This window comes from Lysinibacillus sp. F12, from assembly GCF_057773605.1.
In genome coordinates this window covers 346,394-367,536 of the sequence record NZ_JBYMLP010000001.1, presented here as the reverse complement: position 1 = coordinate 367,536, position 21,143 = coordinate 346,394, and the positions used below count along the sequence as shown (strand labels likewise).

The window sequence follows — 21,143 nt, the reverse complement described above, 5'->3', positions numbered from 1 at the left end:
GAAGAAAAAAACCAGCAATTGCTGGTTTTTTTATTTTGGTGTGAGAGCTTTATGCCAAAGAAATGAAGTTGCTCAATATCCTTGATTTTCAAAGGTGTTTACTTTTTAAATTATAAAAAATAACATTAAGTAGAAAAAATGTTGTTTTTTAGCGATTTATGGCTAAACAAAAAGTTAAGGTCATGCTATGAATTATTAACATATTGTCTAGTTTCATAGAGAAGGGTCAATGTTAAAATAATATAAATTCAGAATATTCTATAAAATAGGAGGTCCTTTGCATGACAGTAACTAGTTTAAAAACAACCAAATCGTATGTGCGAGATCGGCAGGCGGTCATCGCGTTAACACAAAAGCTAGTACGAATTGAAAGCGTTTACCGCGAGAATGATCCAAAGGGTAATGAAGAGGAGGTGGCACACGTAGTTGCGGCATATTTACGGGATATTGGCATTGAGACGCATGTAGAGGAGGTTGTGCCTGGCCGGCCGAATGTTATTGGTATTATTGATTCGGGCAAGCCTGGGAAAACATTACTTTTCGAGGGTCATACAGATGTTGTAACGGAAGGAAATCGAGATGCATGGGCATATGATCCGTTTGGAGCAGAGATTGTTGAGGGGCGTATGTATGGCAGGGGAACAAATGATACGAAGGGGAATCTCGCATGTATGATTACTGCCTGTCAATCACTACTACTAGATCAGGAAGAGTTTACAGGCAAGATTATTTTATGTATTCCTTGTGATGAAGAGGGGCTCATGCTGGGCATTAAACATTTTATTAAAAACGGCTGGGCAGACGGAGTAGATGGGGCTATTATTTGTGAGCCACAGGAAAACAATGTATGCATTGCACAGCGTGGGGCAATTCGTTTACAGGTTGATATTTTCGGTAAGATGGCACATGGAGCAATCTCGTGGAGTGGCATTAATCCGAACTGGCGTATGGCACGATTGATTGTAGAGCTGGAGAAACTAGAAAAAGAGGAGCAGGCTCGGTTAGGACGTGACCCAATGCTGAATTGGCCATCTATAACACCAACGATTTTACGTGCGCCTGTTAAAGGAGATGCACAAATCAATGTCATTCCTGATCACTGCATGACGACACTTGATATTCGTACGGTTCCTGCCCAAGACCATGATGAACTACTAGGAAGAATCGAATCCATTATTGAACGATTACAAGCAGATGATCCGGATTTTAACGTGGAACTAACGATTCTTGATAATCGACCTGCTACAGCAACTGCTAAGGAAGATGCTGTTGTACAGGCCATTTACGAGGCAGTAGCAGAGGTGACAGAGAAGGAGCCAAAATATAATGGTGTTCCTGGTGCTACAGATGGTACGTTTCTTCATGTCCATGGGATTCCAATAGTGACTGTTGGTGCAGGAGATCGTGAAATTCCTCATCAAATCAATGAATATGTAGATATTGAAGAATTGGCAGAAACAACTGCCATTTATCGTTTAGCGGCATTAAAATTTTTGGCTGGTGATGTCCAATGACAACGATAAAAATGGCAGTTATACCAGGCGATGGCATTGGAAAGGAAGTCATGCAGGAAGCATTAAAGGTTATAAAATGTGTGCAAGAACGGGATTCATCCTTACAAATGACAACGACGGTTTTTCCGTGGAGCTCTGAATACTATTTAGCGCACGGCTGTATGATGCCAGAGGATGCACTTGATACACTACAAAAATATGATGCGATATTATTTGGAGCAATTGGTGATGCTCGCGTACCAGATGATGTCACGGTATGGGAGCTCATTATGCCGATTCGTAAAAATTTCCAACAGTATGTGAATTTCCGTCCCATTAAATCTTTGCCTGGGATATCCTCACCTCTAGCTGGCGAGAACGAGATTGACTTTGTCATTTTCCGCGAAAATGCTGAGGGCGAATATTCGGATAGTGGTGGTCGACTGTATCTACAGCAGCCACAAGAAATGACGATTCAAAATACAATTATGACGCGTATTGGAATTGAAAAAATTGTTCGTGCAGCCTGTGAATATGCTCAGCAGCAAGGGAAAACCAAGCTGACAAGTGCGACAAAATCTAATGCAATCATACATTCCATGAAATTTTGGGATGAGCATACAAGAAAAACAGTGACACAAATTGCACCAGAATTACAGCTTGAATCCATTTATATCGATGCATTAGTCGCTTATTTTGTCGAACGACCACAGGAATTTGAAGTTGTTGTGGCTTCCAATTTATTTGGCGATATTTTATCTGATTTAGGCTCTGCCATTGTTGGGGGGCTTGGGCTGTCGCCGTCTGCAAACTTAAATCCAGAGAAGAAATTTCCGTCTATGTTTGAGCCTGTGCATGGTTCCGCGCCAGATATAGCCGGCAAGGGTATTGCCAATCCAATAGCTCAAATATGGTCGCTTGCCTTACTTCTTGGACATCAGGGAAGAAAGGATTTAGAACATTTGATTGTCCAAGCTATTAGTAAAGTACTGGAAGAAGGCGTCGTAAAAACGGCTGATATTGGTGGACAAGCAACGACGGCACAAATGGGCGATGCGATTTGTCAGGAAATCAGTCATATGTCTGTAACAGCGGGAGGTGTATAGTATGGCAACTGAGCCAAAGGTGATTGTTGTGACAGGAGCAGGTGGCGGAATGGGACAAGCCATTATTGAAGAGCAGCTTAAGCAGGGTAATCTGGTCATAGGACTTGATTTATCCATAACGGCGCTGTCAAATTTAACCCATGACTCCCTGCAATGCTTTGAAGTTAATGTATTGCAGGAGGAGCGAGTGAATGCCATCTTCCAGGAAATTTTTAATAAGTATGGGAGAATGGATGGACTTGTCAATGCACTAGGGATTGCACAAGCTGCTACGCCCATTGAGCAAGTAACAATGGATGATTGGAATCGCTTAATGGATGTCAATGTAAAAAGCTTATTTATAACAACAAAAGCAGTTGTCCCCTTTATGAAAAAACAGCAAAAGGGTTCTATTGTGACGATTGCTTCAATTTCAGCAGTACGTCCAAGACCTGGCTTACAGGCCTATATTGCGTCAAAAGGTGCAGCGGAAAGCTTTACGAGAGGGCTAGCGGTTGAGCTAGCACCAGACCAAATTCGTGTTAATACGATTCATCCTGGACCTGCTGATACACAAATGCTTGGGCAATTTGCTGCACAAGGGACAGATGTCGAGCAAACCAAGCAAAGTGTGTTTGTGCAATCTGTCCCACTAGGGCGATTGGTGAAGCCTTCTGATATAGCAGGAGCTGTCAGTTATTTATTGTCTGATGCAGCTAGCATGGTCACTGGGACGACCTTACATGTAGATGGTGGTCGTGGATTATAGGAGGGGTACGATGAAAAATATTCCTATGTTGATTAATGGGGAATGGATTTATGGGGATGCAGAAGTATTGCTAGATGTTGAGAATCCTTCAACCGGAGAAATCATTGCGCAAATTAGTAATGCAAGTCAAGCGCATGTAGAAGAAGCGGTGCGATCAGCACGTAGAGCCTTTGAAAGTGATGAATGGCGACAATGGAAGGCTTTTGAACGAGGTCAGTTATTAATTGACTTCGCTCATTATATTCGTCAGCATGCCGAAGAATGGAGTTTACTAGAATGCCGGGACGTAGGAAAACCTTTAACACAAGCAAGGGCAGATATTGAAGCGGCGGCTCGTTATTTTGAATTTTACGGTGGAGCGGCTGATAAAGTGATGGGGGATACGATTCCAATTGAGGATGGACTATTGAATGCAGTAGTACTGGAACCCGTTGGTATTACGGTACATATCGTGCCATGGAACTATCCGGTTCAAATTACAGCACGAAGTGTCGCTGCGGCGATTGCTACAGGCAATGCAGTTATCGTGAAAAGTGCAGAAGATACACCACTTACTACACATGCCATTACGGAATGGCTTGCAGAGAAACTGCCTACAGGAATCTTTCAACATATTACGGGCCTGGGACGTGATGTGGGTCCATATTTAACCTCACATCCTGATATTAATCATATAACCTTTACGGGCTCTGTTCCTACTGGAATTGCAGTGATGAGAGCGGCAGCAGAAAATGTGGTCCCTGTAACATTAGAGCTTGGCGGAAAATCACCCAATATTGTGTTTGCGGATGCCAATATGGAGCAAGCATTAGAGGGCGTTGTAAGGGCTATTATTCAAAATGCAGGGCAAACATGCTCTGCTGGGGCTCGACTACTCATTGAAGAAAGTATAAAAGATACATTTCTCCCACAATTAGTGCAAAAATTTCAAGCGATACAGGTGGGGCCTGGTGAGGCGGACATGGATATGGGGCCATTATTAAATGAACGTCAGTATACAAAAATCACTACATTATTACAGCAAGCTAAAAAAGACGGCTATGTCATCACTGGCGGGGAGCCATTGACGATTAAAGGGTATGAAAATGGCTTCTATGTGCAGCCAACTATACTAGATGGAGTACAGCCGAATGATCCTTTAGCACAGGAAGAAATTTTTGGGCCTGTGTTGACGGTTTTAACATTTGCTTGCGTGGAGGAAGCCATTACTCTAGCCAATAGCACAGAATATGGCTTAGTTGCGGGTGTGTGGTCACAGAATATTGATACAGCTCATTATGTGGCAAGTCGTGTGCAGGCAGGACAAGTATTTATCAATAATTATGGGGCAGCTGGTGGTATACAAATGCCGTTCGGAGGCTATAAAAAAAGTGGCATTGGTCGAGAGAAGGGCTTTGTTGCTCTGCGGAACTATACGCAAATGAAAAATATTGCCATACGCTATGCACCACCTATTCAACGCTAACAGGGAGGGACGCCTATGGAACATGCAAAAGTTAAAGAAGTGCTCTTAGAGGTCAATCAATTATCCATTCGATTCCATTTGAAGAATGGCAAAGAGGCCAAGGTGGTAGATGATGTGAACTTTACCATTCATAAAGGAGAAACGGTTGCATTGGTGGGAGAATCAGGCAGTGGCAAAAGTATTACATCGTTAGCCATTATGCGTTTACTGCCAATCCCTCCTGGGGAAATTACAGCAGGAAGCATCCACTTAAACAGCAAAAATTTATTAGCCTATAAAAATAAAGAGATGAGCCATATTCGTGGCAATGAAATTAGTATGATTTTTCAAGAGCCCATGACCTCCCTAGACCCAGTATTTACTATCGGTAATCAAATGGTAGAGGGCATTCGAAGACATCAAAAGGTTTCAAAAAAAGATGCTTGGCAAAAAGCACTACAATTATTACAGGAAGTGGGGATTGCTAATGCGGAGAAGGTAATCGCTGAATATCCACACCAATTATCGGGGGGGATGCGGCAACGCGTCATGATTGCCATTGCGATGTCTAATAATCCTCAGCTATTAATTGCGGATGAACCGACTACAGCATTGGATGTAACCGTACAGGCACAAATTTTAAAGCTGATGATGAAAATGAAGGAGGAGCATCAATCAGCCATTTTATTTATTACTCATGATATGAGTGTTGTTGCAGAAACAGCGGACCGTGTCATGGTCATGTATGCAGGGCAAATAGTGGAGGAAGCTCCCGTAAGAGAGCTTTTTTTAAATCCCCAGCACCCTTATACGATAGCACTGTTAAAAACAATGCCGAGTCTTGAAACGGAGGTCACAAGGCTGCCATCGATCCCGGGCACTGTGCCCCCAGCATATGCCTTACCAGAAGGTTGTCGGTTTGCACCGCGCTGCTCGCATGCCATGGCGCAATGCCATCAGGATAGTCCGACCATACACCATATTCAAGAGACACATAAAGTGCGCTGTCATTTATTCACAGAGAAGGAGGAGCTGGCACATGACGGAGAAAGAAGTTTTACTGGAAATTAATCATTTAAAAGCTTACTTTCCTGTGAAGCGCAAGTCTATGAAAGAAGAGAAAAAAATGGTCAAAGCGGTCGATGATATTTCCATTGAAATCTACCGAGGAGAGACGCTAGGTATTGTAGGCGAATCTGGATCAGGAAAATCTACATTTGGACGAACGATTTTAAAGCTCGTTGAACCAACAGCTGGGGAAGTATTGTATAAGGGACAACCAATCCAGCATTTAAAAGGGAATAAGCTTCAATCTTATCGCAATCAAATGCAAATGATTTTTCAAGATCCCTTTGCCTCTCTAAATCCTAGAATGCGCATTGGAGCAATTATTGAGGAACCAATGAAATTACAATTAACATTGACGAAGGAACAGCGCAAAGAGCGCGTGAAAGAATTGTTACAAAAGGTTGGACTTCCTGAAGATGCGATGCATAAATTTCCACATGAATTTTCAGGAGGTCAGCGGCAGAGGATTGGGATTGCAAGGGCTCTTGCGATTCGCCCTGAATTCATTATTGCGGATGAGCCAGTATCGGCATTAGATGTGTCTGTGCAATCACAAGTCCTAAACTTAATGATGGATTTACAGGATGAATTTCAGTTAACTTATTTATTTATTTCCCACGATTTAAGTGTTGTGAAGCATATAAGTGACCGTGTGGCGGTGTTGTACTTAGGGCGGGTTGTAGAAATTGGGACGAAGAAGGAGCTATACGCTCATCCATTGCATCCTTATACACAAGCATTGCTATCTGCCATTCCAGTCGTCCATTTTGATGAGCCAAAACAAGAAATACTTTTACAAGGTGAACTACCTAGTCCAATCAATCCACCTGTTGGCTGTGTGTTTCATACACGTTGTCCATATGTTATGGAAAGATGCCAGCACGAGAGGCCTAAGCTTCAGGAGAACAATGCAAATCAGCGCGTCGCTTGCTTTTTATATGATGAATAATCTGAATATTTAATTTATTTTGAATTGAGGTGTTGGTATGTTTGGTAATATTACCGATGTTCCAGGGATCAAGGTAGGGCATCGTGAAAACGAAGAGGGGATTACAGGCTGTACGGCACTATTAATGGAAGGCGGGGCAGTGTGTGGGGTAGATGTTAGAGGGTCTGCACCAGGTACTCGTGAAACGGATGCTTTAGATCCTATTAATGAAATTGATCGTGTGCATGGTATTTGTCTGTCAGGGGGCAGTGCCTTTGGGTTAGATGCTGCCACAGGAGTCATGCGATTTTTAGAGGAGCAAGGAATTGGGGTTGATGCAGGTGTTGCCAAAATTCCAATTGTACCAAGTGCCGTCCTCTTTGATTTATTTATCGGTGATCCTCAAGCTCGACCTACAGCACAAATGGGCTATGAAGCGGCTCAAGCTGCGCAAGTAGGTTCATTTCAAAATGGCAATATTGGCGCGGGCTATGGGGCAACGGTAGGTAAATTAGCAGGACCAGACTTTGCCATGAAGGGTGGACTTGGCAGTGCATCATTTGCGGGTAAGGATGGGCTTATTGCTGGGGCTATTGTGGCTGTTAATGCAGTGGGAGATGTCAAACATCCTCATACACGGCAAATTTTAGCGGGAGCGAGAAATCCTCAAACAGGACAGTGGCTGGATTGCTGTGCCTATCTCGAACAGCATGCACAATCAGAGGCACTTGCTGGCACAAATACAACCATTGGCGTAATAGCGTTGAATGCAAAATTAACAAAGGCAGAAGCAAAAAAGATTGCCCAGCTTACACAAAATGCACTCGCCCGAACGATTTATCCTGTCCATACGATGCTTGATGGCGACACTATTTTTGTGCTAGGTACAGGAGAGCAGACATTTGCGCTAGATTATTTGGGACATTTAGCAACTAAGGTGATGGAGGAAGCTATTCTTGCTGGTATTCAAGCGGCAGATAAATTGGCAGGGGTGGAAAGCTATACAAGCATTCAAAAGATAAGCACTTAGGAGAAGGGGGAACGGCAATGAATTTGAAAAATAGTGGGGTAATACTCTTCATGTTCGTGATGGCATTCATTATAAGTGCATGTTCAAGTGATGGAGCGAAAGTATCGACGAGCTCTAATAGTTCTGATGGCCAAACTACAGCAGATGTACCGCAGGAAATTGTAGTACGTGTAAATGATGATCCGGATTTTTTAGATCCACATAAGGCAACCGCATCCATTTCGTATCAAATGATTATGAATTTATTTGAAGGATTAATGGCACCAGAAACAAATGGTTCTTTAAAAGAAGGACTTGCAGAGAGCTATGAGGTTTCAGAGGACGGTTTAACATATACATTTAAGATTCGCCAAGGAGTGAAATTCCATAATGGTGATGACTTAACGATAGAAGATATTCAATATTCATTTGACCGTTTAATGGGGAAAAACGGTGGTGAAAAAATGTCCAATAACTTTGATAACGTGGCATCAACTGAGGCACCAGATGCCAGCACATTTGTGATTAAGTTAAAGAATCCTAATTCTAACTTCCTGTATTCATTAACGGCAAGACAATCAGCAATTATTCCTAAAAGTAATGATGGGAAGCATAATGAGAATCCAATCGGAACAGGTCCTTTTGCCTTTGTGAAATACGCGCCAGGGACAAATTTAGAACTTAAGAAAAATGAGAACTACTGGCAGGAAGGCTTACCTTATTTGAATAAAGTTACGTTTACCTTCCAATCGGATGATCAAGCAGCGATTATGAGCTTGATGGCAAATGAGGTTGATTTAACAAGTGTGCCATGGCATCGTGTGAGTGAGGTTGAAGGGAGCTACCATTTAACGCATCAAAATAATAACTCATCCTTAATCATTACATTTAATGAAACAAAGGCTCCATTCGATAACGTAAAAGTGAGACAGGCTATGAACTACGCGATTAGTAAATCCGATATTATTGATTCGGTATTTGCGGGCTATGCTGTCCCACTTGGTTCAAATATGAGTCCAGCGATGGGCGATTTCCAAAAAAAGGGCTTAGAAAGCATGTATGAACGCGATATAGAAAAAGCAAAGGCGTTATTGGCAGAGGCTGGTTATCCGGATGGCTTCAAAACAAAAATTACGGTATCTTCACACAATGATATGTATTCGAATATAGCTCAAATTGCAGTTGCGAATTTACAAGAAATTGGTGTTGATGTGGAAATTGAGGTGGTGGAGTGGGGAATTTGGCTAGACCGTGTTTATTTTGGTCGTGACTATCAAATGACAACGATTGATTTAACAGGTCGTGCATCAGCCTACGAGGTTTTAAATGATTATATTTCTACAAATGATAGTGAAAACTTCTTCCTATTTAAAAATGACGAGTATGACAAAATTATGACTGATGTGCTAAAGGAAACAGATCAAACCAAACAAATTGAGTACTACCATCGAGCACAGGAAATTTTAGCTGAGCAGGCTACTGCGGTTTATATTGCTGATTACCAAATTGTTTGGGGTTCTGACAAACAAGTGACGGGGCTGAAGAGCTATCCATTCTGGTTCCATGATATGTCAGAGGTTCAATTTTCAAACTAGGAGAGGATGAGTGCCCATGATGTATATTCTACGTCGAATCATCCTGTTAATAACAACCATCCTGCTTGTATCCATTATTACATTTGGTGTTTTTCAAATATTACCTGGAGATCCGGTTCGAACAATGCTGGGGACAGAAGCGGATCCCACACAAATTGAAAATTTACGATCTGAACTCGGCTTAGATCGTCCTCTTTATGAACAATATGTGGATTGGATGAAGGGCTTATTGACAGGTCAGCTAGGTGATTCCATTCGTTTTTCAATGCCTGTAAAAGATTTATTATTTGATCGACTTCCTGTCACTATGTCGTTGGCAGGGATTACCCTACTCATTGTTTTAGTCATTTCCTTACCTTTAGGGATGTTTGCGGCAAGAAGACAAAATAAAATAAGTGATGTGTCGTTATCTACTGTGACACAAATTGGGATGGCTGTACCATCCTTTTGGCTAGGAATGATGCTTATTCTTTACGTTGGCTTACAGTTTAGCTTCTTTAAAATTAGTGGTTATATACCATGGACACAAAGTGTTGCTGGGGCGCTTAGTACGCTCCTTCTCCCAGCCTTAACCATTGCGATACCACAAATTGCTGTGAACTTCCGCTATGTGCGTACCGCTATTTTAGAGCAGGTTCAGCTCGACTATGTACGGACAATTCGTAGTAAGGGAATGTCTGAACAAAATGTCATGTATAAGCATGTATTGAAAAATTCAATGATTCCGATTTTAACCGTATTTGGCCTAATTATGGCGGAAGTTGTAGCGGGGACGATTATTGTGGAGCAAGTATTTTCTTTGCCTGGTATTGGACAGCTTCTCATAACGGCTATTAGTAACCGTGATTTTCCACTTGTACAGGGGATCGTTATGTATATTACGGTCGCTGTGGTCATGATAAATTTTATTGTCGATATTTTATATTCTGTATTAGATCCTAGAATCCGATTACATTAAGAGGTGGATACAATGAAACAGCTACAACGTTATACTAAAAAACTGAATTTATCCATTGGTCTCCTCGTCATTGTCGGCTTTTTGCTCGTCATGCTGGTCAGCTTTTTTTATACACCACATGATGTCAACGCCATGAACATACCTGAGAAATTGCGTGGACCAGATGGTGCTTATCTTTTTGGGACAGATGAATTCGGGCGTGATATTTTTAGCCGGATTATGAAGGGGACACAAACAGCTTTCGCCGTTGGGCTACTAACTGTAGGAATTGGGACATTGTTTGGTATTACCATAGGAGGAATTGCAGGCTATGTTGGTGGCTGGGTTGATGAACTATTTATGCGAACAATGGACGCTTTAATGGCGTTTCCTGGCATTATATTAGCATTGATGCTAGTAGCGGTATTTGGCCCTGGGATTGTCAATACGGCCGTAGCCTTAGGCATTATCGCCATCCCTGCTATTGCTAGAATTGCACGGAGCGGATTTGTCCAACAACGTGATTCAGAGTATGTATTGGCAGCCAAATTAATTGGTGTCAAGCCTCATAGCATTATGTTTCGTCATATTTTACCTAATATATCGTCGCAAATTATTGTCGCTGCGACTGTCACATTTGCTACTGCAATGTTAGCAGAGGCAGCACTAAGCTATTTAGGGCTTGGTGTTCAGCCACCAAACCCTAGCTGGGGCAGAATGTTAAAAGATTCACAGGCTTATTTAATCGGTGCCCCTTGGTATACGTATGCGCCTGGAGGAGCCATCACGATTCTTGTTCTTGGCTTATATATGCTTAGTAACGCTTTACGTGATTTTATGGACCCACGTTCAAAATCGTAATAAATCAGGTGCTGTTTTCTGCAAAAGTTCATAGGCCTTGACGGCAATTTCAATGTTTAGTCGATGTGGCGCTTGTAAAAAATCAGCACCGAATATACTTTCTAGTCGTTCAATGCGTTTATAGAGCGTTTGACGGACGATAAATAATTGCTCTGCCGTATCATTTTTAGCTCCATTGCAAGCTAAATAAACAGCTAATGTTTGGAACAAATCATGGCCGTTTTTTTGATCCAGTAATAATAATTCTAGCAAGTAATCTTTCACAAATTGTAATAGGGTGGTTTGCTCTTGCTGTAATAATAACCGGAAAACGCCTAAATCCTTATAATAAATGGAGCTAGTCAATTGATGATGCTGCATTTGGATAGACGATTTAGCCTCCTTATAGCCAAGATGGACACTTTCTATTGTTTGATAAACATTGCTTATCCCACAGGTAAGGGTAAGCTGTTCAAAAAATTGAGATGCCTTTCTAGCAACAATTTGTGATATGGCTTGATTGAAGGAATCTCGATTATCCTTCATATAATCTGCAGCTATATAGAAGGCTAAAATAATAATCTCATGCTGTCGTACTGAAACGGTAGGGAAGAATCCTAGCTTCTTTAAGATGGAGCGAACATACATGGCATTTTGTAATTGTATTTCCTGCCACTCTTCCTCTGGCACTGCTTTGGTTTCGTCATGTAGATTGAACACGACGACACGGTAAAATAAATTCCGACTTTCAATCGGTAAATAGCTTTGGTAGTATGGGACATCCACAGGCTGGCCTTGAATTAATGCAAGAATGAACTCATCCTCACGGCTTTGCTGACGTTCCTGAAGCATGCGATTTCTCATTAAAATTTGGGCAATGGACATCGTAGCACGTTCTAAGTTTAATAAGGTGTAATCACTCGGTTTCGGCAGTTCAGAATGCATACATAGATAGCCCCAAACTTGTCCAAGACCATTTACTGGGATAATGACAAAATGGTCCTTGTCAATTGATAAAAGATGTAAGGGCTCTTGTAGTTCTAACTGCTGACAATGTTCTTCCATCATACGTAAGTGTTTTTTAGCTTCGACTGGATAATAAAAGCTTTTTGTATCTTCGGAGACAAATAAAAATAATGCCTCGGTATCTTGATGAAGGACTTGTAAGATTTTTAAAATCCCATTGGGCATTAACGATAATTCCATAAATGTTTTAGAAAGGGTATCGAGCTGTGTAAGTGCCTGTTGGTGTTGGTTAATTATGTACGTATGTAAATCTTGTGTAATATCGATAAAGCGAACTATTTCTTCAAAGACAATGATTGGAAAATGATGCGCATTCGCCATGGCAATCAGCTCCACAGGGACATGATCAAAATAGTCTCCAATTTCAATACAAAGCCCTGCAGCTTCGTTCCGAATAAGGTTTTGTAAGTAAGCAATTTGCGTTTCACGCTCTAACTGTAAACCGACCCCAGTAGTTAAAATGAGTTCACCACCATTAATTAACGTATCAAAATCTTTAATTTCTAAAATATGTGTCCACAGAACTTGTCGTTCAAGGCCATGGTGTCCTGCTATAAGCTTCGCTGATTCAAAATGTTTGCGCTTAAGGACATCACGTACGAGTAGAGGATGTTTGGACATAATTTAGCACCTGCCCTTCGAATGTACAATGTCTAATTTTTATTATGTTTGAGAAGTCAGAAAATTTCAACACGAATGAGTGTATATAGTAAAAATTGACGAAAGGCAAAAAATACATCTAGGATACACGATTGGAGGTCATGAGATGGAAAAGGAACGAAGTGATCAGTTCACCCATACCTTACAGCACAAAGATCGTGAAAACATTTGGCACCATATGTCCATTTATAACGAGCATACTCCAGTCATTATTGAACAAGGGGAAGGAGCATGGATAAAAGACAGTTTAGGCAATCGATTTTTAGATGGCATGTCAGGCTTATGGGCAGTCAATGTGGGTTATGGACGTGAGCGACTTGCTAAGGTCGCTTACGAGCAATTAAAAAAACTATGCTATGCCCCTTTAACACAGAGCCATGAGCCTGCTATTAGATTAGCTGAAAAAATCAACAGCTTACTAGAGGACGACTATATGATGTTTTATTCGAATAGTGGTTGTGATGCAAATGAAATAGCGTTCAAGTTAATACGACAATTCCATCAACAAAACGGGGAAGGGACACGCTATAAAATGATTGCTAGTTATCGAGCCTATCATGCTAGCTCGCTTGGAGCATTAGCCGCTACAGGCCAGGCATTACGTAAATATAAATATGAACCATTAACACCAGGCTTCCTGCACGTTGCCCCACCCGATCCTTATCGTCGTCCTAAAGGTCAATCAATGGAAGTATATAATTTAGCAAGAGCGCGTGACATCGAAGAAAAAATTATTGGGGAGCAAAATGAAACGATTGCCGCTGTTATTATGGAGCCATTCATAACAGGTGGGGGTGTCTTCATTCCACAACAAACATATGTTCAAGAAGTAGAGCGCATTTGTAGAAAGTACGGGGTGTTACTTATTATCGATGAAGTTATTTGTGGTTTCGGGCGAACGGGTAAGCTGTTTGGCCATCAACATTTCGGTATTCGTCCAGATGTTATTACAATGGCTAAAGGACTTACTAGCGCCTATTTACCACTATCAATTACAGCAGTAAGAAAAGATATTTATGATAAATTTAAAGAGATCGACGGCTATAGTCATTGTCGACATATGAATATGTTCGGTGGTAACCCGGCAGCCTGTGCTGTGGCATTAGAAAATATTAAGATCATTGAAGAAGAGGGACTTGTACAGCGTTCAAAAGATTTAGGAATTCAACTACTCCATGACCTACAAGACTTATTAGAGTTACCCTTTGTTGGAGATATTCAAGGGCTAGGGTTGCTCGTTGGTATAGAGCTTGTTGAAGATAAAGCCTCACAAAGACCTGCAAAGGAAGAAAGGGTGGCAAGCATCATTGCTGAGTGTAAAGGGAATGGCTTAATTGTTGGGAAAAATGGCGGTACAGTGGAGGGCTCCAATACTATCATTACGTTAAGTCCACCGCTTTGCTGTACCGATGAAGATCTTGAATTTATGGTAGCTGTTTTAAAAAGAGTATTTGCCGCCCATGTCTAATACGAGGCGATTCCAGAGCAGGGGAATTCAGGAATCGCCTTTAATAGTGTCGCTTCTGCCCTTTTTTTACAGATTCCCAATCAATTTCAATGTTTTGTAGAACTCGCTTGAGTAAATGGTGGATGCTGTCGACTTCATCGCTAGAAAAACCATCAAGTGCTCGTTTATTAGAATACTCGCCTTCCCGTTTTAAAAATGGATAGATGTCTAAGCTTCTATTGGTTGGAAAAAGTAATTTGTTTTTTTTATTTCCTTGATCACTACGTTTTTCAATAAAGCCTTTTGTTTCTAATTTTTGGATGGCCCTAGAAGCAGTTGTGCGATCCACCTTCAATAGCTCTGCCACCTTTTCTTGAATAATGCCAGGATTTTCGCAAATTCGGATAACATATAAATATTGACCCTTCGTTAAATCCAATTCCTTAAATTCTATATTACTAATCGAGTCTAAAGCCCGTGCGATAGCACCTATTTCACGTAAGATTTCTTTCATTTTCGATCCTCCTGAGATTTTTATTGTATTTGCAATAAAAATCGTTCTATACTAATAGTATCATCTTTGGGTGAAAATTGCACCTGGAGAAGAGGATGATGGTAGTGAAACGAGGAGGAGTATTCATGAGCATAAAAAAAGTAACAACTGATGCAGACTTACAATTAGCATTTGATTTTAGACGAAAAGTTTTTATTGAAGAGCAACAAGTACCAGAGGTAGAAGAGTTTGATGAATTTGATTCACTGCAAGCACCATGTGATCATATTCTTGTGTACTATAAGGAGCAGCCAGTGGGAACGGGTAGACTGCGTGTAGTCGAGGGCTATGGTAAACTGGAGCGCATTTGTATAGTAGAAGAGTTCCGTAAATTTGGACTTGGCAAAGAAATTATTATTGGCTTAGAGCAAATTGCCCGAGACAATGGCCTCACAAAAGCTAAATTAAATGCACAATCATATGCAGAGGGTTTTTATGAAAAATTAGGCTATAAGCGTGAAGGGGAAGAGTTTATGGATTGTGGCATTCCCCATATTTTAATGAAGAAATACTGGTAGATGTGCTAGGGATTGAAAAACAGATAGAATTTCCACCTACACTTTATTGAAGTGAGTATGATGTTCAATCAAATAACGATAACGGATTCAGATGCATCAATACTTTGTCATACAATAATACCTCCTCCTGTTGACCTTGGGAGGAGGTATATTAGTGTTATGAATTTTGGATATGTGTTTCAATGATCCATAAAGCTCCGTACGTCATGGGGTTGCAAATCTACAACTAATTTTAGCAATTCGTTTATTTCTCTTTCACAACCGTACCGGCAAAGCTATCATGAGGAAGGCATTGTCCATGCTGTTGCTCAAATGCCTGGCGATTTTTTAAATAGTCAAATGAACTGATTGTATCCCGATAAGCCATACGTTTTAAAATTTGACAGTCTGATAATTCATGACCATCTGCATTTTCCAGTACTAGTCCCGTAGCTTTATAGCCAATGGTTTGTCCACCTTTACGAAGCTGTGCGTACTCTAATGCCCATAACATGACTGTCGGTGTAACGAGTGCATGAACCACCTCATTTTTCACTTTCTTCCGTAGAAAATACTCCACGCCCAATGTGACAGCCGTTGAAATAGCAGTATCCATTAAAAAAGCAGCAGCTCGTTTTTTTGTAATCGATTCCATGCAGGTCCTCCTCCCATTGATTTCTCACCAGTACATACGGAAAATAAGAATAAAAGGTTTCAAATTATTTTAGATTCATTCTAACGGTAGTTCAGGATAGGAGGGAATCGCCCCGTGCTTCATTGTCGTGATTCCTGCATAGCGATTGGCAAAAGAAAGCAGGGATATCGCATACTGTTCACAATAGGCTACCAAATGATCGGCAGATAATTGATGTTGAAGGAATTGACTTAATATCGCCCCAATAAAAGCGTCCCCAGCACCAGTCGTATCAACTGCTTGTACATTCTCAGCATGGACCTTACGTTGACATTTCTTTGTATATAATGTTGCGCCTTCTGCTCCATGAGTAATGATAATGGTCTCCAGATGCCCCTGAAATAATGTGTGCACAGCCGAAAATTCTTCCTCGATGGCTGTTAAAAATAACAGTTCTTCATTCGAAAGCTTTACAATATGGGCTTTTGGTAAAAAAGCTAGAATCGTTTCTCGACAAGCCGTCTCATCCTGCCATAAAGGCAATCGAACATTCGGATCAAAGGAAACGATGCTGCCTGCTTGATGTGCCTGCTCGATAAAAGCTAAATGGGCTGATTTCATTGGACTGTCAACAAGATTAACTGAACAAAAATGAATGATATCTTTGTTAGTTAATAGTTGTGATGGGAGATACTCTTGTTTGTACAATAAATCTGCAGCATGGCGTCGATAAAATTGAAAATCTCGCTCGCCCGTTTTAGAGAGTGCTACAAAAGCAAGGCTAGTTTCTCCCTCAGTAGTTTGTCGAATATATTGTGTGTCCACACCTGCCTGCTGCAAAGTCTTCTTCAGAAAATCACCAAACGCATCCTGACCTATTTGTGTTAGGAGGGCTGCCTGTTGACCAAGCTTGGCACATACTGCTGCGACATTTGCAGGGGCTCCACCAGCATGTTTCGTGAAATGCTCGACTTGTACTAGGTCACCATGCTGCTGTGTTGGCGTAAAATCTATTAGCAATTCACCAATTGTAAAGAGTTTGCCCATTAGGATACCTCCTGTGGTAGCCGTTTTTTCTTCGGGGTATAGATCGTGTAGAAAATCCCGCCGAAGATGAATAAAATGCCCAATGTTTGCATAAAGTTCGGCATAAAATCAAGCAGCAGCATATCGAGTAAAATGGCCACTACAGGGTCGACGAATACTAAAACGGAAACTAGAATAGTAGTAAGACTGCGAATACTATCGAAAAATAAATAATATACAAATCCAGTATGAATAAATCCTGTGCCTAGTATATAGAACCAATTGGTTGTAGTTAAACCTTCAAAGAGTGAGAAATCGATGAAGGGCAGTAGAATCAAAATGCCAACTGTTGTTTGAATATACGTTAAGGCATAGGAGCTAAGCTTTGTAATGGTCTTGCTTGTCAGCATGGTAAGAGCATAAAACACCGCTGACAATAAAGCCCAAACAAATCCTGATTGCATAAATTCAGAGAAAGATACAAAGTTTTGAAGACCCATGATAAAAATACTACCGATAAAACAAGTAATAGTTGCCACAAGTGCTTGGATGGTCATTTTTTCTTTTAAAAAGATAGCGCCTAAAATTAAGACAAAGATAGGGGCTAAATTATAAATAGAAATGGCAATCGAAATAGACATTTCCTCAAAGGCTTTAAATAAAAATACCCAATTTAGTACTAAGAAAACGCCACAAATAATAGTTTGAATTACTTCTTTCTTCTCCCATTTTTCTGTTTTATGTCCACCAGTGACGAGCCACAATCCTCCTAGAAAGAGGGTTGCACAAATACATCTAACAAAGACGAGCTCTGTTGCAGGAACTCCAGTATGAACAGTAAAAAAGCCGATGGAGCCAAAAAGTGCCATTGATACGGTTAGTTTAATGATGGCTGAAATGTTCATACAAAACCTTCTTTCTGTTTTTTAGTAAATGCGAAAAGGAAAGGGGATAATCCCTATCAGCATACTTTTTGCTATAGCATGACATTATTCGCGAATTTGCCCATTGCCATATATAAAATATTTTGTAGAGGTGAGAGCAGGTAATCCCATGGGGCCCCGCGCATGTAGCTTTTGTGTACTAATACCAATTTCTGCGCCATAGCCAAATTCAAAACCATCCGTGAAGCGGGTCGAGGCGTTATGATAAACTGCAGCCGCATCAACATTAGTTAAAAACGTTTCCGCTACCAATAGATCTTCCGTTATAATGGCTTCAGAATGATTTGTCCCATAATGATGAATATGCTCAATGGCCTCGTAAACATTTTCAACTAATTTAACGCTTATTTTTAAATCAAGGAACTCAGTCGCATAGTCTTCCTCAGTAGCTGGGAGCGCTCCAGAAAATGCCTCGCATACTCGCTCATCACCAATAATAGTAACACCTGCTTTATGGAGCGATGATAAAAGTTGCGTGCCATATGTTTTAAACCATACAGGGTGAATTAGTAAGCTTTCCGCAGCATTACAAACAGAAGGACGCTGTGTTTTGGCATTTAAACAAATTTTTTCTGCTTTTATGTAATCTGCCATTTGGTCCACATATATATGACAATTGCCTGCACCTGTTTCTAATACAGGGACAGAAGCCTCTCGGACGACCAAGTCAATAAGAGCCTTGCCGCCTCGAGGTATTAATACATCCAAGTACTCGTTTAGATGAAATAATTCTTTAGCGGTCTCACGGCTCGTATCCTCGATTAATTGGACAGCTTCTGTTGGTAGAGACGTCTTCGCCAATGCACGATGAATACTTGCTACGAGAGCATTATTTGAAAACTTAGCAGATGAGCTCCCTCGTAAAATGACGGCATTTCCTGTTTTTAGGGCAAGTGTCGCGGCATCAACCGTAACATTTGGTCTTGCCTCATAGATCATTCCAATGACACCAAGTGGGACCATGCGCTTTTCGATGTGTAGGCCATTACCTTTATCTATACGTTCGATAACTGTGCCAACTGGGTCCTTGAGAGAGACAAGTAAATGAATGGCATCAGCCATCGCTACTATGCGTTCTTCATTGAGCATGATGCGATCTAATGTAGAAGAGGGCATCCCCTGTTGCTCTCCATTGATAAGGTCTTTTGCATTTTCTTCTAAGATGTCTTGTTGGTCCATCAATAGCTGTTCAGCAATTTTAGTCAGCGCTTCATTTTTCTCACATGTAGTTTTAATATTTAACATATAGCTAGCGGCTTTGGCACATTTTCCCTTTTCTTGAATTTCACTTACCATGTTCAGACCTCCTTATTTAGTTTGAATTTTCAGCCATTTATCCCTGTGAATGACCTCAATCGGGCATTTCGATAATGTATTTGTCCGTTTGCCCATAGCGGACAAAAGTTCTTGTGATGAATACAGCACCTCACCACGTCCTAGTAAACCTTGTTCACAATACACTTCAACTACATCACCATTGTTAAAATCACCTTCAACCTGAAAAACACCAGCAGGTAACAAGCTTTTGCCATTGACCATTAGTGCTTGTTCAGCACCTCTATCTATAAAAATTTTACCAGATATTTCCGCGAGTGCAATCCACTGTTTATGATTCTTTAACACGGCTAGGTCATCATGTCCGACATAAGTTCCATCACCACGCCCTGCTAAAATATCAACAAGCTTTTGAGCGCCATAACCTGTTCCGATAAAAACTTTAACTCCAGCCTGTAAAGCTGTACGGGCAGCCAGTAGCTTCGATGCCATGCCGCCTGTTCCAACCTTTGACCCTGTGCTGTCTGCAAAGTCTAACAAGTCGTCCGTGATGGACGTTAAATAATCAATTCGCTCTGCCTGAGGGTTTTTGCTAGGGTTGGCGTTATATAAGCCATTAATATCTGTTAATATGATGAGTTGATCTGCATGAACAAGTCCACTAACAAGGGCAGACAGCATATCATTGTCGCCAAAGGTTAGCTCACTTATAGAAACGGTATCATTTTCATTAATGATGGGTAGCATCGAGCGCTCAAGCAATTCCTCGAAAGTAGCATAGGCATTTTTATAGCATTCTTTTTTAGAAAAATCAGTGCGCGTCAGTAAAATCTGAGCAGGCAATATATCATAAATACTAAATAATGCACTATACGATTGAATAAGTAAGCTTTGCCCTACAGCTGCTGCTGCCTGTTTGCCCTTTACCGTAACAGGACGAGCCGGGTAGCCAAGCTGTTTAAAGCCTGCTGCTACTGCACCTGATGACACAAGTAATACATCATGTCCTTGTTTTTTCAACTCCGCGATTGCCTGAACATGATCCATTAAACGAACTTTATCGATTTCGCCTTTTGCATTTGTTAAAGAGCTACTCCCAATCTTGACGACAATTCTCTTTTTTTCCACCACACTACCTCCAATTGTCAAAAATAAAAAACCCTTTTCATCCTAAAAAATTAGGACGAAAAGGGTTGCTTTCCGCGGTACCACCTACATTGAATATCGTGCGACATTCCACTTTCCTCATAACGCTAGAGACTGCGCCTAGTTTAGCTAGGACGATAGACGAAGTAGGTTCATTAGTCTTTTCTTGCACAATGTCTTGCAGCCGATGGACATCGTTCTCTGTTCAAGCAGATACTAATTACTGATCTTCGTTCGTTTTCTCATCATAAAGTTTTTCAACTATTGAGTAAAGAATGCACTACTTCCAAAAGCCTGTCAAGATGATGAGGGAAATTACTTGAAAGTTTTGATAAATTGAGAAAAAAAGATAGAAAGGGCATGAATTTTTTATTTAAACCACCAAATGGCGATGAAAAGAGGGAGCATTGCTAGCAACATTACAAAGAAACTCCATAGTACTTGTTTTCCCGAGGACATGTTTTTTGGCTTTATGCTCATTTGTTCATAAAGCTTGTTAATGGCACGTTGTTCTTTCGCATAAAGCATTGCTTGAAATTCCTCGTAATCTTGAATATAGCTAGATGGAGGACGTGGACTAAAGCGTAAATCTCTAATAGAGTCCGTAATATCTATGTCATTCATCCAATAAGTGATTACAGGAGCTAAGCCTGTATTCTGTGTAGCTTTCACCTCAATGTCATGGGACTTCATTTTATAGTACACCTCACCGTGCTCGTCTTCATACAGTGAAACAATATCACTAACTGCCACTAATAATCACCTCT

Annotated in this window: 20 protein-coding genes; 12 read left to right on the top strand and 8 right to left on the bottom strand. The window is 40.9% G+C overall.

Features of this window, described 5'->3' with window-relative positions; genetic code table 11:
• The first annotated feature begins 281 nt into the window (after positions 1-281).
• The 10 genes from AC3CH7_RS02050 to AC3CH7_RS02005 are packed head-to-tail and all read left to right on the top strand — an operon-like array spanning position 282 to position 11,189.
• A complete protein-coding gene (locus tag AC3CH7_RS02050) occupies positions 282-1,514 on the top strand; it encodes a M20 family metallopeptidase (protein ID WP_332292667.1) in 1,233 nt (410 codons plus the stop codon).
• Positions 1,511-2,599 carry a tartrate dehydrogenase gene (locus tag AC3CH7_RS02045; RefSeq protein WP_036215517.1) on the top strand — a complete coding sequence of 363 codons (1,089 nt, stop codon included), beginning with the start codon at positions 1,511-1,513 and terminating at the stop codon, positions 2,597-2,599. The genes AC3CH7_RS02050 and AC3CH7_RS02045 overlap by 4 nt, the downstream gene beginning before the upstream one ends.
• Position 2,600: 1 nt before the next feature.
• Complete coding sequence (locus AC3CH7_RS02040) at positions 2,601-3,347, top strand: SDR family NAD(P)-dependent oxidoreductase (RefSeq protein ID WP_332292666.1); 747 nt, start codon at positions 2,601-2,603, stop codon at positions 3,345-3,347.
• 10 nt (positions 3,348-3,357) lie between these two features.
• Entirely contained in the window at positions 3,358-4,812 is a 1,455-nt protein-coding gene (locus AC3CH7_RS02035; protein ID WP_036215521.1) for an aldehyde dehydrogenase family protein, read from the top strand.
• A 15-nt stretch (positions 4,813-4,827) separates the two neighbouring features.
• A complete protein-coding gene (locus AC3CH7_RS02030; protein ID WP_012293871.1) occupies positions 4,828-5,862 on the top strand; it encodes an ABC transporter ATP-binding protein in 1,035 nt (344 codons plus the stop codon).
• The gene (locus AC3CH7_RS02025; RefSeq protein ID WP_099805978.1) at positions 5,831-6,808 is read left to right on the top strand and encodes an ABC transporter ATP-binding protein; all 978 of its coding nucleotides are present in this window, start codon (positions 5,831-5,833) and stop codon (positions 6,806-6,808) included. Before AC3CH7_RS02030 ends, AC3CH7_RS02025 begins: the two co-directional genes overlap by 32 nt.
• A gap of 37 nt (positions 6,809-6,845) precedes the next feature.
• Positions 6,846-7,817, top strand: coding sequence for a P1 family peptidase (locus AC3CH7_RS02020; protein WP_012293873.1), 972 nt, complete (start codon positions 6,846-6,848; stop codon positions 7,815-7,817).
• A gap of 17 nt (positions 7,818-7,834) precedes the next feature.
• Positions 7,835-9,391 (top strand): ABC transporter substrate-binding protein, encoded by a 1,557-nt coding sequence (locus AC3CH7_RS02015; RefSeq protein ID WP_036161273.1) that lies wholly within the window; start codon positions 7,835-7,837, stop codon positions 9,389-9,391.
• Between the two features lie 16 nt (positions 9,392-9,407).
• Complete coding sequence (locus AC3CH7_RS02010) at positions 9,408-10,349, top strand: ABC transporter permease (protein ID WP_012293875.1); 942 nt, start codon at positions 9,408-9,410, stop codon at positions 10,347-10,349.
• Between the two features lie 12 nt (positions 10,350-10,361).
• Complete coding sequence (locus AC3CH7_RS02005; protein ID WP_036167890.1) at positions 10,362-11,189, top strand: ABC transporter permease; 828 nt, start codon at positions 10,362-10,364, stop codon at positions 11,187-11,189.
• Here AC3CH7_RS02005 and AC3CH7_RS02000 read toward each other — a convergent pair.
• Positions 11,178-12,815, bottom strand: a complete 1,638-nt coding sequence (locus AC3CH7_RS02000; RefSeq protein ID WP_099805976.1) for a PucR family transcriptional regulator — start codon at positions 12,813-12,815, stop codon at positions 11,178-11,180. The genes AC3CH7_RS02005 and AC3CH7_RS02000 overlap by 12 nt on opposite strands.
• A 145-nt stretch (positions 12,816-12,960) precedes the next feature.
• Here AC3CH7_RS02000 and AC3CH7_RS01995 point away from each other — a divergent pair, with 145 nt between their 5' ends.
• On the top strand, positions 12,961-14,322 hold the full coding sequence (locus AC3CH7_RS01995) for an aspartate aminotransferase family protein (protein WP_200991113.1): 1,362 nt from the start codon (positions 12,961-12,963) through the stop codon (positions 14,320-14,322).
• Positions 14,323-14,362: 40 nt separating this feature from the next.
• Here the strand turns inward: AC3CH7_RS01995 and AC3CH7_RS01990 are convergent, their stop codons facing one another.
• Positions 14,363-14,815, bottom strand: a complete 453-nt coding sequence (locus tag AC3CH7_RS01990) for a MarR family winged helix-turn-helix transcriptional regulator (RefSeq protein WP_012293879.1) — start codon at positions 14,813-14,815, stop codon at positions 14,363-14,365.
• 125 nt (positions 14,816-14,940) lie between these two features.
• On the opposite strand from AC3CH7_RS01990, the gene AC3CH7_RS01985 reads away from it, so the two are divergent.
• Positions 14,941-15,372 carry a GNAT family N-acetyltransferase gene (locus tag AC3CH7_RS01985; RefSeq protein ID WP_031419559.1) on the top strand — a complete coding sequence of 144 codons (432 nt, stop codon included), beginning with the start codon at positions 14,941-14,943 and terminating at the stop codon, positions 15,370-15,372.
• Positions 15,373-15,616: 244 nt separating this feature from the next.
• Here AC3CH7_RS01985 and AC3CH7_RS01980 read toward each other — a convergent pair whose 3' ends face one another.
• The 6 genes from AC3CH7_RS01980 to AC3CH7_RS01955 all read right to left on the bottom strand — a co-directional run bounded on the left by AC3CH7_RS01980 (position 15,617) and on the right by AC3CH7_RS01955 (position 21,129).
• A complete protein-coding gene (locus AC3CH7_RS01980; protein WP_012293881.1) occupies positions 15,617-16,006 on the bottom strand; it encodes an RDD family protein in 390 nt (129 codons plus the stop codon).
• 75 nt (positions 16,007-16,081) lie between these two features.
• A complete protein-coding gene (locus AC3CH7_RS01975) occupies positions 16,082-17,032 on the bottom strand; it encodes a carbohydrate kinase family protein (protein WP_289449207.1) in 951 nt (316 codons plus the stop codon).
• Entirely contained in the window at positions 17,032-17,916 is an 885-nt protein-coding gene (locus AC3CH7_RS01970; RefSeq protein WP_012293883.1) for a DMT family transporter, read from the bottom strand. The genes AC3CH7_RS01975 and AC3CH7_RS01970 overlap by 1 nt, the downstream gene beginning before the upstream one ends.
• Positions 17,917-18,000: 84 nt before the next feature.
• Positions 18,001-19,251 carry a glutamate-5-semialdehyde dehydrogenase gene (locus tag AC3CH7_RS01965; RefSeq protein WP_031419562.1) on the bottom strand — a complete coding sequence of 417 codons (1,251 nt, stop codon included), beginning with the start codon at positions 19,249-19,251 and terminating at the stop codon, positions 18,001-18,003.
• A gap of 12 nt (positions 19,252-19,263) precedes the next feature.
• Positions 19,264-20,358, bottom strand: coding sequence for a glutamate 5-kinase (gene proB / locus AC3CH7_RS01960; RefSeq protein WP_031419564.1), 1,095 nt, complete (start codon positions 20,356-20,358; stop codon positions 19,264-19,266).
• A gap of 387 nt (positions 20,359-20,745) precedes the next feature.
• The gene (locus AC3CH7_RS01955; protein WP_012293886.1) at positions 20,746-21,129 is read right to left on the bottom strand and encodes a hypothetical protein; all 384 of its coding nucleotides are present in this window, start codon (positions 21,127-21,129) and stop codon (positions 20,746-20,748) included.
• Between the last annotated feature and the right edge of the window lie 14 nt (positions 21,130-21,143).